This is a genomic window from Nocardiopsis listeri (genome assembly GCF_020741345.1).
Classification (GTDB): Bacteria; Actinomycetota; Actinomycetes; order Streptosporangiales; family Streptosporangiaceae; genus Nocardiopsis; species Nocardiopsis listeri_A.
In genome coordinates this window covers 23,044-35,141 of record NZ_DYZD01000260.1, presented here as the reverse complement: position 1 = coordinate 35,141, position 12,098 = coordinate 23,044, and the positions used below count along the sequence as shown (strand labels likewise).

Annotated in this window: 14 protein-coding genes; 8 read left to right on the top strand and 6 right to left on the bottom strand. The window is 69.2% G+C overall.

Features of this window, described 5'->3' with window-relative positions; genetic code table 11:
* The coding region (locus K8V84_RS13720; RefSeq protein ID WP_304074716.1) for a gamma carbonic anhydrase family protein at nucleotides 1–453 on the bottom strand (453 nt) is incomplete at its 3' end.
* Nucleotides 454–831: 378 nt separating this feature from the next.
* Here K8V84_RS13720 and K8V84_RS13715 point away from each other — a divergent pair.
* Complete coding sequence (locus tag K8V84_RS13715; RefSeq protein ID WP_304074719.1) at nucleotides 832–2,064, top strand: cell division protein DivIVA; 1,233 nt, start codon at nucleotides 832–834, stop codon at nucleotides 2,062–2,064.
* A 132-nt stretch (nucleotides 2,065–2,196) separates the two neighbouring features.
* On the top strand, nucleotides 2,197–2,646 hold the full coding sequence (locus K8V84_RS13710; protein WP_067600107.1) for a GNAT family N-acetyltransferase: 450 nt from the start codon (nucleotides 2,197–2,199) through the stop codon (nucleotides 2,644–2,646).
* Nucleotides 2,647–2,688: 42 nt separating this feature from the next.
* Here the strand turns inward: K8V84_RS13710 and K8V84_RS13705 are convergent, their stop codons facing one another.
* Entirely contained in the window at nucleotides 2,689–4,365 is a 1,677-nt protein-coding gene (locus K8V84_RS13705) for an MDR family MFS transporter (RefSeq protein WP_304074713.1), read from the bottom strand.
* A 190-nt stretch (nucleotides 4,366–4,555) separates the two neighbouring features.
* On the opposite strand from K8V84_RS13705, the gene K8V84_RS13700 reads away from it, so the two are divergent.
* Entirely contained in the window at nucleotides 4,556–5,170 is a 615-nt protein-coding gene (locus K8V84_RS13700) for a TetR/AcrR family transcriptional regulator (protein ID WP_304074711.1), read from the top strand.
* 32 nt (nucleotides 5,171–5,202) lie between these two features.
* Here the strand turns inward: K8V84_RS13700 and K8V84_RS13695 are convergent, their stop codons facing one another.
* Complete coding sequence (locus K8V84_RS13695) at nucleotides 5,203–5,526, bottom strand: hypothetical protein (protein ID WP_304074709.1); 324 nt, start codon at nucleotides 5,524–5,526, stop codon at nucleotides 5,203–5,205.
* Between the two features lie 200 nt (nucleotides 5,527–5,726).
* Between K8V84_RS13695 and K8V84_RS13690 the strand changes: the two genes are divergently transcribed.
* Nucleotides 5,727–6,377: a class I SAM-dependent methyltransferase gene (locus K8V84_RS13690; RefSeq protein WP_304074707.1), complete on the top strand. Its 651-nt coding sequence runs from the start codon at nucleotides 5,727–5,729 to the stop codon at nucleotides 6,375–6,377.
* Nucleotides 6,378–6,429: 52 nt separating this feature from the next.
* Here K8V84_RS13690 and K8V84_RS13685 read toward each other — a convergent pair whose 3' ends face one another.
* Nucleotides 6,430–6,810: a RidA family protein gene (locus K8V84_RS13685; RefSeq protein ID WP_304074706.1), complete on the bottom strand. Its 381-nt coding sequence runs from the start codon at nucleotides 6,808–6,810 to the stop codon at nucleotides 6,430–6,432.
* Between the two features lie 184 nt (nucleotides 6,811–6,994).
* On the opposite strand from K8V84_RS13685, the gene K8V84_RS13680 reads away from it, so the two are divergent.
* Nucleotides 6,995–8,593, top strand: coding sequence for a D-aminoacylase (locus K8V84_RS13680; RefSeq protein ID WP_304074705.1), 1,599 nt, complete (start codon nucleotides 6,995–6,997; stop codon nucleotides 8,591–8,593).
* Between the two features lie 66 nt (nucleotides 8,594–8,659).
* Here the strand turns inward: K8V84_RS13680 and K8V84_RS13675 are convergent, their stop codons facing one another.
* On the bottom strand, nucleotides 8,660–8,968 hold the full coding sequence (locus K8V84_RS13675) for a hypothetical protein (protein WP_304074703.1): 309 nt from the start codon (nucleotides 8,966–8,968) through the stop codon (nucleotides 8,660–8,662).
* Nucleotides 8,969–9,189: 221 nt separating this feature from the next.
* Here K8V84_RS13675 and K8V84_RS13670 point away from each other — a divergent pair, with 221 nt between their 5' ends.
* Nucleotides 9,190–9,489, top strand: coding sequence for a DUF6412 domain-containing protein (locus K8V84_RS13670; protein WP_304074701.1), 300 nt, complete (start codon nucleotides 9,190–9,192; stop codon nucleotides 9,487–9,489).
* A gap of 143 nt (nucleotides 9,490–9,632) precedes the next feature.
* Nucleotides 9,633–10,328 (top strand): YidC/Oxa1 family membrane protein insertase, encoded by a 696-nt coding sequence (locus K8V84_RS13665; RefSeq protein WP_304074700.1) that lies wholly within the window; start codon nucleotides 9,633–9,635, stop codon nucleotides 10,326–10,328.
* Nucleotides 10,329–10,332: 4 nt separating this feature from the next.
* On the opposite strand, the gene K8V84_RS13660 is transcribed toward K8V84_RS13665, so the two are convergent.
* Nucleotides 10,333–10,950, bottom strand: coding sequence for a superoxide dismutase family protein (locus tag K8V84_RS13660; protein WP_304074699.1), 618 nt, complete (start codon nucleotides 10,948–10,950; stop codon nucleotides 10,333–10,335).
* 432 nt (nucleotides 10,951–11,382) lie between these two features.
* Between K8V84_RS13660 and K8V84_RS13655 the strand changes: the two genes are divergently transcribed.
* On the top strand, nucleotides 11,383–12,015 hold the full coding sequence (locus K8V84_RS13655; protein WP_304074698.1) for a YigZ family protein: 633 nt from the start codon (nucleotides 11,383–11,385) through the stop codon (nucleotides 12,013–12,015).
* Nucleotides 12,016–12,098: the final 83 nt, after the last annotated feature.

Here is a 12,098-nt window from a genome sequence, read left to right as displayed (position 1 = left end):
GACACCCGCCCACAGCGTGTTCGGTGGGACGACCTTGCCGGGGGCCACCAGGGAACCGGCGGCCACGAGCGCGCCCTTGCCGACCCGGGCACCGCCGAGCACGATGGCGCCGATGCCGATGAGCGCGCCCTCCTCGACGATCGCACCGTGCACCATCGCCTTGTGGCCCAGGCTCACGTTGTCGTGGAGGATCGCGGGCTGTCCGGGGTCGGAGTGCATGCCGCACTGGTCCTGGATGTTGACCTTCTCACCGACCACGATGTCCTCGGTGTCGGCGCGGAGGACGGACCCGTACCAGACACTGCTCTCGGCGCCCAGTCGGACGCGGCCGACCACGACCGCTCCCGGGGCGATCCAGGCGGTGGGGTCGATCTCCGGTTCGCCGAAGGGGGCGCCGCCGATCCGCGGACCCCCGCCCCGGCCCACGCCACCGCCGTCCGTCGCGCTGCCCATATTCCACGTCCTTCTTTTCCGAGTTCGGTTCCCCCGGGGCCGAATGTGGAGGAAGTTGACCGCTCGGCCCCCGTGCGGGGATGATCGCGCATACCTTAGTAAGTAGGTGACCAGGGTCCGTACGGCGAAGTACCCGTCAGGGATCTTGACGAGGCGGCGCGGACCGTGTCTACCTTGGTCGTTTGGACGGTGTCCACGGCGTCACGCTCCGCTCTCGGCCGATGCCCCTCATCGAGCCGAGCCGGTGCATGAAACAGACACCTGAGGGCAGAACTCGCACAGGGGGACGCCTTAGGTGTTCTTGAGACAGATGGGGCAACTTCACCATCGGCGACGTGCAGTCAACGGTGTTAAGGACATGAAAGGCACATGAGCGATATGTTGCCGGGCGGCGGACTGCAGCAAGACAGGTTCCCGACAGTGCGCAAGGGCGGCTACGACAAGGCGCACGTCGACGACTACTACGTCCGAATGGACAACCAGTTCAAGGACCTCCGCGAACGTCTTCAGCGGATGGACGACGAACTGGAGCAGTACAAGCGCGACCTCGCGATCGCTCGCGAAAAGGCCCAGGTCAAGCCTGAGCACGAGCAGATCAGCGAGCGCATGGCGGAGATCCTGCGGATCGCCGAGGAAGAGGCCAAGGAGCGTCGCTCCCGGGTCGAGTCCGAGGTGAAGGAGGCCCAGAAGAAGGCCGAGGAGGAGGTCTCCAAGCACCGCAAGGACGCCGAGGAGCACGCTGAGCGCATCGTCTCCTCCGCGCGCACCGAGGCCACCGAGATGGTCTCCGGCGCCAAGAAGGAGGCCGACCAGCTCCGTGAACAGGCCAAGCAGGAGGGCGAGCGGCGGCTGAACGAGGCCGAGGCCCGGGCCAAGAAGATCCACGACACGGCCGACCGTCGGCTGGCCACTCTCACGGCCACGCACGCCGAGGCCCTGCGTCGTCTGAAGGACATGCACTCCACGCTCGCCGAACTGGTCACCGCCGAGGACGAGGCCGGAGCGCTCGAGAGCGGCCTTTCGCGGGAGGACGCCGCCGCCGACACGGAGAAGGCCAAGGCCGAGGCTCCCAAGACCGGGCCCAAGGGTCCGCAGGGACGCCCGCCGCAGAACCAGGCGCCCGAGAACCGGGCCCCGCAGGCAAAGGGTCCGGAGACCGAGGCCGCCAAGGCCAAGGCTCCGAAGGCCGAGCCGAAGCAGGACGAGGCAGCCCAGGCGCAGCCGCAGGCTCCGGACGAGGCGACGGTGCGCATTCAGCCGCTGCCCAAGAACGAGCAGGGTCGGCCGGAGGAGGGCAAGGGCGGAGAGCCCAAGCCCGCCGCGCCCCAGCCGCCGCAGGGGGCCCGCTACAACGCGCCCGCTCCGAGTGGCCCGCCGCACGCTTCGCAGCCGCACGCGCCCAGCGGTCCGCAGCAGCCCCAGAGCGGTCCTCAGCGGCCGCAGGGCGGGCCTCAGCAGGCACCCAGTGGTCCGCAGCAGCCGCAGAGCGGCCAGGAGCAGGCTCCGACCGACACCGGGGACCCGGGTCTCACCGGCGTCTACCGTCGTCCGGAGGGCCGGCAGCAGCCTCCGACCAACGACGAGGGCGTGCGGGTCATCCGCAAACCCTGAGGGTTCGTCGGGAAGTACCCCGCCTGGTGGCGGGTTCGAGGGCGGGACGGTCGTCCCGCCCTCGGCGTTTTGTGACTGGTTGTAGGGGGTCGTCCGCCTTGTCGCAGGCTGTCGGCTACGATGCCGAAAGCCATGATGATACGTGCGGCCATTCGGTCCGACCTCGGTGCGATTCTGCGCCTCTTGCGTGAACTCGGTGACACCACCCATACGCGGAGCGCGCACGTTCGCATGTCCTCCGCCGCGGTCCGGGCCTGGACCCGGATGGAGAACGACCCCGACCGCACCGTCCTTGTGGCCGAACGCCGAGGCCAGATCATCGGGACCCTCGACCTGATGGTCGTGGCCAACCTGACCCACGACGCCCAGCCGTGGGCGGTGGTCGACAACCTCGTCGTCGACCCCGAGACCCGCTTCCAGGGCATCGGCAGGGCCCTCATGGAGGACGCCCTGGACCGGGCCACCCGCGCGGGTTGCTACAAGGTCGAGCTGCTCTCCCACGAGAGCCGCCAGGGGGCGCACCACTTCTACCGGAACCTGGGCTTCGACGACTCGGCCGAGGGTTTCCGCCGCTACCTCTGAACCCGGGGGTGTGTGGACGACCCGGTCATGGGATGACCCGGGTCAGCGTCGATCCCGCTTGGGACCTCCGCCGCGCAACGGCACCCCCTTCATGAAGGACACCGAGACCAGCCCGATCACGGCGATGGGGATCCCCGCGACGAACACGCCCTGCATCGCGTGGTCGAAGGCGCCCACGATCACGTCACGGACCGGTCCGGGCAGGGAGTGCACCAGCTCGGGGGAACCCTGGGCGGACTCGGCGGCCTGTTCCAGACCGATCGACAGCTCCTCGGCGCCCGAGTCCGTGCCCTCGGCCCGGTCGGCGGCCATCGCCTCCCCGGCCGCGGTGGCCGCGGCGGCCAGCTCGTTGTTGAGTCGGCCGACCATCACCGCGCCGAAGGCGGCCACGCCCATGGCGCCGCCCAGGTTCCGGAAGAAGGTCACCGAGGCGGTTCCGGAGGCCATGTCACGCAGTGGCAGGGCGCTCTGCGTGGCCAAGAGCAGGATCTGCATGTTGAGTCCGAAACCCAGGCCCACGCATATCTGCCCGACGACGATCGTGGTCGGCCCGGGGTCGACCTGCGCCAGGCTCAGCGTCGTGAAACCGATGACGCACAGCACCATGCCCACCACCGGGTAGACCTTCCATCGGCCGGTGCCGCTGATGGCGTACCCGGAGCCGATCGAGGTGGTGAGGAAGGAACCCACGAGCGGCAGTGTCATCAGACCGGAGACCGTGGGGCTCATGCCGTGCACCATCTGCAGGTACTGCGGCATGTAGATGATGAGTCCGAACATCATCATGCCGACGGTCACCGAGCCCGCGGAGGCCAGCACGAACGTACGGTCCCGGAACAGGCGGGGCGGGATGATGGGTTCGGCGGCACGGCGCTCGACCAGGACCGCGGAGACCGTCAGCAGCACCGCGCCCGCGCCCATGACGTAGGCGGTCGGCGAGTTCCACGGGATCTGGGTCCCACCCAGGCTGAGCAGGACGATCACCGTGCTGGCGGCACTGAAGATCAGCGCGGCCCCGAGGCGGTCCACCGGCGCGTCTCGGCGCGGGGCGAACGGCATCCGGAACATGAACTGGACGACGGTGAAGGCCACCACGGCGAGGGGAACGGTGATGAGGAAGCACCAGCGCCACCCCAAGGGGCTGTCCACGAGGAAGCCGCCGACCAGAGGACCCGGCACGGTGGACACACCGAAGACCATGCCGATCAGGCCGCTGTAGCGGCCGCGTTCACGCGGGGAGACGACGTCGCCCAGGATGATGTTGGGCAGGGTGGCGAGTCCGCCGACGCCCAGTCCCTGCAGGGCGCGAGCGGCGATGAGCCAGTTGATGTCCTGGGCGAACCCGGCGGCGAGCGAGGCCACGATGAAGACGCCGAGGGCGATCTGGAAGAGGAGCTTGCGTCCCCACAGGTCGGAGAGCTTGCCCCAGACCGGAGTGGATGCGGTCATGGTGAGCAGCGCCGCGGTGGCCACCCAGGCCAGCCGGTCCTGTCCGCCGAGTTCGCCCATGATGGTGGGCAAAGCGGTCCCGATGATCGAGTTGGTGAGCATCGAGGTGAGCATGGCCAGCACGAGACCGACCATGATCCGACGCACGACGCGCCGTGGCGGATAGTCGGGAGCGGGTCCGGGCGACGGTGTCGCCGCGGGATCCTCGGAGGGTTTCGCCTTCGGGACGGGGTCCCGGGTCTTCGACATTCCGCTCGGCGACTGTTCCATGGGTTCCCCGTTCTCTGGACGCACGAAAGCCCCGCGGCAAGACAGCCGGGGGCGGCATCCGGAATCAGGTATAGGTAAACGCTGTTGACCTGTCAAGTCGATGTCGCTCGAACGCCACCGGTATGCGCTCGGTCCACAGAGGTGGGACCCTGGAGTCCTGACTGTCGTATCGAGGCCCCAAGGGGTGCAGATGGAGCGTCCGGACGCGACCGGAAGCGGCGCCACCGTGCCCACCCGTCGCCGTGAGGTGACCAGAGAGCGCATCCTCACCAGCGCCAAGGAGCTCTTCGCCCAGGAAGGGTTCGGCTCGGTCTCCTCCCGGATGATCGCCTCGCACGCCGGGGTGAACGTCGCGCTGATCAACCGGTACTTCGGTTCCAAGGCCGGGCTGCTCACCGAGATCCTGCGAGAGGACGGCGTCTTTCCCCGACTCATCACCGACGGACCGGTCGAGGAACTGCCTCGTCGACTGGCCGAACACGCGGTGGGGCGGCTGCACGGGGAGGGGAGCACGCTGCAGCGTGCCCTGGACCACTCGGCCGGAGATCCGGACCTGCAGGCGGTCTACCAGGGGCGGCTCAAGAGCGCGTTCATCGAACCGCTCATCGAGTACCTGGGACGGGAGAACGCCGAGGTGCACGCCTCCCTGATCGCCGCCGTCTGGTTGGGGCTGGGGCGGGTGCGGCGCATCGAAGGGGGAGAGGCGCTGCGCGGGCAGGAGCGCACGCGGCTCACCGCGCGGATCCAGGCCATGTTGGAGCTGTGCCTGGAGGACTTCGGAGCCCCGGACCCGGACGATCCTTAGGGCCCCGAGGTCCTCACGGGCCTATCGGGGTTCTACAGGGGGAACGCGGTGGCGATGGCGCCCGCGCCGGCCAGGGGCAGAACGAACGCCCAGTACTGCATCGGCACGAAGAAGAACGTGTGCGAGTTGCGGTATTCCACCGGTTGACCGGTCGCCGGGTGGAATCCGCTCCTGGGCGCGTTGAGCTTGCGTCCCGCGAAGAACACGGCCACTGCGGCGAGAAGGAATCCCACCCCGGCGCCGATACCACCGAGGTGTTCCCGCCCCGTCGCCTCGGCGACGACGAGGGCACAGGGGATGGCGAGGACCGCCGCGATGAGGGGGACGAGGATGCCCCATCCGCGCCAGATGAGCATGATTGTTCCTTTTCCAGTTGTCAGGGGGATTCGGGACATCTGATGTGACACATGATCACGGAGAGTGGTTCTCCTTTTTCGGTGAGAAACCCGAGCGGTTCCTCGCCTTCCCCGGTCGGGGGCGAGTGCTTGCCGTATCGGCAAGGGAAGTGGTCTCGTGGGTCGCCGACGACGAGAGTGTTGGCGGAGGTGGTCGATCGATGACCCAGGAACACGGAGCCGCGCCCGAGGAGATGGGCGAGGACTTCTGGAACGAGCGTTACCGGTCCAGGGACCGGATCTGGAGCGGTGAGCCCAACCGCCATCTGGTGGCGGAGGTCACCGGGCTCGAACCCGGCCGCGCCCTGGACGTGGGCAGCGGCGAGGGGGCCGACGCCCTGTGGTTGGCCGAGCGGGGATGGCGGGTCACCGCGGTCGACATCTCGTCCGTGGCGCTGGACCGCGCCGAGACCCACGCACGGGAACGTGGCGCGCAGATCTCCGAACGCGTCACGTGGCTGCGGGCCGACGTGACCCGCTGGTCGCCGCCGGAGCCGCCCTTCGACCTGGTCACGGCCCAGTTCATGCACATGCTCCCCAACCCCAGGGCGCGCCTGTTCGCGGACCTGGCCGCGGCGGTGGCGCCCGGCGGCGAGTTGTTGGTCGTCGCGCACCACCCGAGCGACCTGGAGACCGGGGTGCCCCGGCCGCCCATGCCGGAACTGTTCTATGAGGGTGACGCGGTGACCGCGGCGCTCGGCGAGGGGGAGTGGGAGGTGCTCGTCGACGAGTCCCGCCCACGGCGACAGACGATCGACGATGTCACCTACGCCGTGCACGACCTCGTGGTCCGCGCCCGCCGTTCGGGGTAGGTACCGCGAAGGACGGAGTGGCCGCCCCGGGGCTTCCCGGGGCGGCCGGACCTCAGTCCTTGAGCTTGGCGACGACGTCGATCTCGACGAGGATGTTCGCGAGGTCGGAGCCCACGGTCGTCCGCACGGGGTAGGGGGCGGTGAAGTGTTCCGCGTAGACGGCGTTGAACTCGGGGAAGTCCGCCTTGAGGTTCTCCAGGTGGACGGTGGCCTTGACGACGTCGTCCAAGGTCAGCCCGTGTTCGGCCAGGACGGCGGAGACGTTGGCCAGAACCTGGGCGGTCTGTTCGCCCACGGTGGGTGCGACCCGCCCGGTCTCGGGGTCCTGGGGGCCGAACCCGGCGGTGAACAGGAAACCTCCCGCGATGACGCCCTGGCTGTAGGCGCCGGCGGGAACGGGGGCCCGGTCGGTCTGGACCGCCTGCTTGGACATGGGGCTCCTTCGGTCGGAGGGTCGCGTGCACATGCGCGCGCCGGTGCTCGTGCGGACTCATGGCGGACCATGGGCACTTTTACTGGCAACAAAGTTACCAATTATTTGCCCGAAAGCGTATCTTGGGCCACACCGACACCCGCGCTTCGCCGCGCCGGGCGCCGGTGACCCGAACGGAGGAACAGTGCAGCCCGAGACCGTACTCAGCGGGGGACGGGTCGTCGACGGCTCAGGCGGCCCCTCCCGCCTGGCCGACCTCGTCCTACGCGACGGCCGTATCAGCCACATCATCTCGCCCGGAGCCGCCCGATCCACCGGTGAGACCCTCGACGTGAGCGGCCTCGTCGTCGCACCGGGCTTCGTCGACATGCACGCCCACTCCGACCTCGCCCTTCTCGCGGACCCGGCGCACGAGGCCAAGGTCTGCCAGGGCGTCACCCTCGAGGTGCTCGGACAGGACGGACTCGGATACGCCCCCGTCACCGACGACACCGTCGAACCGATCCGCGAGCAGATCGCCGCCTGGAACGGCACCCCCGACCTGGACCACGCGTGGCGGAGCGTCGGCGAGTACCTGGACCGCGTCGACCATGGAGCCCCCACCAACGCCGCCTACCTCGTCCCCCACGGCAACGTCCGGATGGCGGTCCTGGGAAACGAGGACCGTCCGCCCACCGACGCCGAACTCGACCGGATGCGCGCCATGGTGGCCCAGGGCATGGCCGACGGCGCGCACGGGCTCTCCACCGGACTGACCTACACCCCGGGCATGTACGCGACCGACGACGAGATCGTCGCCCTCCTCGGGCCGGTCCGGGACGCCGGCGGCTACTACTGCCCCCACCACCGAAACTACGGTTCCCGGGTCGTGGAGTCCTACCAGGAATGCCTGGACGTGGCCCGCCGCGCGCAGGTCCCGCTCCACCTGGCCCACTGCCACGTCAACTTCCCGCGCAACCGTGGACGTGCCGCGGAGGTCCTGGACGCCATCGACGAGGCCACCGTCCACTTCGGGCTCGACGTCACCCTCGACAGCTACCCCTACCGGGCCAGTGCCACCTACCTCGCCGCTCCACTGCCGAGCTGGGCGCAGGAGGGCGGCACCACCGCCACCCTCGACCGGTTGCGCGACCCGGACACCCGCGGTCGGATCCTGTGGGAGGTGGAGACCAGGGGCACCGACGGCAACCACGGCGTACCCATGGACTGGGGGACCCTCGTCGTCACCGGCACCGCCGACCCGGGCCTGTCCTGGGCGGTCGGGCACTCCATCGCCGACCTGGCACTGCGACGGGGCGAGGAGCCGGGCCGGCTGTACGCCGACCTGTTGGTCGCCGACGAACTCCGCAGCGGCTGTCTGCTCCAGGTCGGCAACGAGGAGAACATCCGCACCATCATGCGGCACAGCGCGCACACCGCCGGCAGTGACGGCATCCTCGTCGGTGACCGACCGCACCCGCGTGGTTGGGGAACCTTCCCCCGCTACCTGGGCCACTACGTTCGCGAACTGGGCCTGCTCGGTCTGGAGGAATGCGTGCGGCACCTGACCTCCCGACCGGCACAACGCCTGGGCCTGGCCGACCGAGGCATCATCCAGCTGGGGGCCCACGCCGACCTCGTCGTCTTCGACCCCGACACCGTCGCCGCCCGCGCCACCTACGACGACCCCCGCCGCACCCCGGTGGGTATCGAACACGTGCTGTTGTCCGGGGAGTTCACCGTCCGGGACGGTCGACGCACCGATCGCCTCCCCGGCCGCTCGGTGCGCAGGAACCGCCGATGATCGCCGTCGCCATCGTCGACGTCAAAGGCCGGTCGTCGCGACGTCCACGAGTGACCGGGGTCGGGATCAGCCGATGACGATGGCGCCGGCCAGGACCGGGGTGCCGAAGCGGACGCTGCCGTGACCGGAGGCCAGGGTGCGGCTGCCCTGGCAGCTGGTCCCGGCGAACAAGGCAAAGCGTGAGTCCCCTTCGATCTCCACGACTCCGCCCTGGCCGGTCTCCAACACCCGGCAACCGCCGTTCTCCACGTTCTGCTCGTGACCCGACTCGAAGGTGACACGGACCGGGGCGGTCCGGTCCCTGTCGGACATGCCTGAGATGGCTCCGGCGATGGTCGCGGACATGGTGGCAAGGTTCGCAGGGCGGATCGGCACGGGGTTCCCCTCTTCGGAAGGCTCGCGCGAGCCCGGAAAGACACGGCGGAGATGGTTACTCTGTGTCATTTAGCTACAGGTTCGCGTGATCGGAGTGGAACGTCGGCGGAGTGTCGGCGGAATTTCTCCCTTGGCTGATCAGCACCTTTGTCCGTATGATGATGGCTGGATACGATCGATGCCGGTATCGACGGTGATCGAAACGGAAAAAGGGGGGCCGGGTGCACTACCTGATTCCCCTGTTCGATTTCCTCCTCCTCGGTGTGCTTCCCACCGAACTCCTCGACCTCGGAACCCAGGGCCCCGCGCTCGTGCTGGTGGCGGTGGCCGTCGGCGCGGCCCTGACCTGGATGGTCCTGCGAGGCACGGCCCTGTGGCCGGTCGGCGACAGCGCCACCGGCGCCGGACACGCGATGCGGCGGCGTTCCGCCCGGCTGCCCGTCCTCACCCTCCGTGACCCCGACGCGGCGGGTCGACCACGTCCCCGAGCGCCGGGACGGGCCCTTCCGGCCGCTCTCTAGATCCGTGCGCCTTTCGGTGACCATGCCCCGCCACACGCTCTGACACGCGTTCCACCGTGTGCTCGGCGCGGCCCCGTGCGCGCCCCGATCCGCGACGAGCGGCCCACGTCCGAACTCTCCACCTGGACGAAGGGCCTTGCACCTTGTACACCTTCGGGCCGATCGCGGCTCTCATCGACATGCTCTCGGCGATCCTCGCCGTACTGACCGACCTGCTCGCCCCGTTCTCCGGGGCCCTCGCCGCCGGCCTGGCGGTGATCGCTTTGACCGTGGCCGTGCGCGTACTGCTCCTGCCCTTGGGGGTGGCGCAGGTGCGCGCGGAGAAGCAGCGCGCCCGTCTCGCCCCGCGTCTGGCGGCGATCACCGAACGCCACCGCAAGGATCCCGAACGGCTGATCGCCGAACAACGCAAGGTCTACTCCGAGGCGGGTACCGGCCCGACGGCCGGATGCCTTCCGGGGCTCGCGCAGGTTCCGATCATGATCGCCCTGTACGGGCTGTTCATCGGGGTCGCCCCCGGGACCGAGGCGTTGTTGCGGCGCACCTTCGCCGGGGTCGAACTGGGCGCCACCCTGGCCGGCGGTTCCTTCGCCCCGGTCTTCGCCGTGATACTGATCGTGCTGGCCGCGGTGGCCTGGGCCAGTCGTCGGTACGTCATGTTGCCGACCACGCAGGCGGGCCCCGCTCAACCGCCGATGCTCGGGGCCCTGTCCTACCTGCAGTTCTTCACCGTGCTCGTCGCGGTGTTCGTGCCGCTGGCCGCGGGGCTGTACCTGTGCGCCTCCACCGCGTGGGCGCTGGGCGAGAAGCTCGTCCTGCGCCGGCTCATCCCCGACTAGGGGTTCAGAACTCCACGGTCACGCAGGCGAGGCGGTCACCCGCCGTGCCGGCGTGACCCTCGTGGGTGGAGGTGTGCTCGTCGTGCAGGACCAGGGAGTTGGCCTCCCCCTCGCGGAACTCCCAGTCGACCGTGGAGGTGATGTAGGCGTTGCCGCTGGAGTCGGTGGTCATGTCCAGCCACACCTCGTTCTCCGGGTTGGCGTAGGCCGGATCGGTGGAGGGCTCGTCCTTGGTCGCCTCCGGATCGGCCTCGTCCTGGTAGTGCGGTCCGGCGTCGTCGGGGTTCTCGCCACAGGGATCGGTGTGCACGTGGGCACCGAAGTCCCGATCGGCCTCCAGGCCGGTTCCGGTGAACTGTACGTACGTGGACCCGTCCTGGACACGTACCTGGACGTCGGCGGTGGCGCCTTCGGGCACGGCGGTCTCGTCGTAGGTGACCGCGCCGGTGCTCTCACCCGGGGGAAGGAAGATCGACGCCGTCACGCTGGGTTCGACGGTGGGCTGGGCCGAGGGGTCCGCGCCGGAAGCGGAACCGTCGTTGGTCGTGGGCGCTCCCTGGGCGCACCCGGCGACGAGGAAGGCGGTCAGTGCCAGGCCGACGGCGGGTGAAGTGGTGCGCATGTCGGGACTCCCGGGTGATAGTCGCTTGATGTCCGCAACGTTACCCAATGTGCATGCCGGATAACGGCGAGTGCGGAAACTCTGGTGTGCCAGGAGGATCGAAGCGCTCGCGGAGGATGAACGCGTCGAGTCGGGTCCGTTGCCCTGTGGGGGTTCCAAGCGCGTCCCGGCATACTCCGGCGTGGGGACCGTACCAGTCCCGACCCGCCACCGTCGGATCGACCTCAGGCTGTGGAGACGGTCAGCTCCCCGGGCCGGGCCGGCCTGTGGTCGACCCCGCCCGGCCGCCTCCGAAGGGCCTCGTCTCCGAGACGCCGGGCGGTGGACGCCGTTTTCATCGTCCTGCCAACGACGAGAACCTCGGCACGTCGGGTTCGTCCCGAAAGCCGGCAGACTGTGCGTCGGACCCACGACCTCTGCTGAACAGGCGACATGCGAACGATCAGACGCGGCGGCGAACACGAGACCGAGATCAAGAAGTCCCGGTTCATCTGCGCCATGGCCAGGGTGGACGGTGAGGAGGCCGCACGCGCGTTCATCGCCCAACGTCGCAAGGAGCACTGGAACGCCGACCACAACTGCACCGCCTACGTGCTCGGTGAGGACGGTGGAGTCCAACGTTCCAGTGACGACGGCGAACCCGCCGGGACCGCCGGGGTGCCCATGCTCGAAGTGCTGCGTCACCGGCGGATCACCGACACCGTCGCGGTCGTCACCCGTTACTTCGGTGGCACCAAGCTCGGTGCCGGTGGCCTGATCAGGGCCTATGGCAACTCCGTGTCGGCGGCGGTGGAGGAGTTCGGACTGTTGGAGCGTCGGTCGCTGCTGGTGGTGGACGTCCACGCCGACTACGTTCTCGGTGGGCGGCTGGAGAGTGACCTGCGCGACTCCTCGCTCAACGTTCGGAACGTCGCCTACGAGGAACGGGTCCGTATCGAGGTGGCCCTGCCCGAGGACGGGCTTTCCGCGTTCGAGGTGCGTCTGGCCGAACTGACCGGGGGCCGCGCCGAGTTCGAGGTCAAGGGGACCACCGTGATCGAGGTGGAACCCGGCCCGGACGCCTGAACGTTCGGTGTTCACGTACAGGTAACGAGTGGTGGGCTCCGTGTATCCACCCGCCCGCTCCGCGGCTTAGGATTTGCCGTAAT

What these genes read in the sequence shown, in the direction of transcription:
- K8V84_RS13715 (WP_304074719.1), top strand. Translation starts at nt 832, where the DNA reads ATGTTGCCGGGCGGCGGACTGCAGCAAGACAGGTTCCCGACAGTGCGC.
- K8V84_RS13710 (WP_067600107.1), top strand. Translation starts at nt 2,197, where the DNA reads ATGATGATACGTGCGGCCATTCGGTCCGACCTCGGTGCGATTCTGCGC.
- K8V84_RS13705 (WP_304074713.1), bottom strand. Translation starts at nt 4,365, where the DNA reads ATGGAACAGTCGCCGAGCGGAATGTCGAAGACCCGGGACCCCGTCCCG.
- K8V84_RS13700 (WP_304074711.1), top strand. Translation starts at nt 4,556, where the DNA reads ATGGAGCGTCCGGACGCGACCGGAAGCGGCGCCACCGTGCCCACCCGT.
- K8V84_RS13695 (WP_304074709.1), bottom strand. Translation starts at nt 5,526, where the DNA reads ATGCTCATCTGGCGCGGATGGGGCATCCTCGTCCCCCTCATCGCGGCG.
- K8V84_RS13690 (WP_304074707.1), top strand. Translation starts at nt 5,727, where the DNA reads ATGACCCAGGAACACGGAGCCGCGCCCGAGGAGATGGGCGAGGACTTC.
- K8V84_RS13685 (WP_304074706.1), bottom strand. Translation starts at nt 6,810, where the DNA reads ATGTCCAAGCAGGCGGTCCAGACCGACCGGGCCCCCGTTCCCGCCGGC.
- K8V84_RS13660 (WP_304074699.1), bottom strand. Translation starts at nt 10,950, where the DNA reads ATGCGCACCACTTCACCCGCCGTCGGCCTGGCACTGACCGCCTTCCTC.
- K8V84_RS13655 (WP_304074698.1), top strand. Translation starts at nt 11,383, where the DNA reads ATGCGAACGATCAGACGCGGCGGCGAACACGAGACCGAGATCAAGAAG.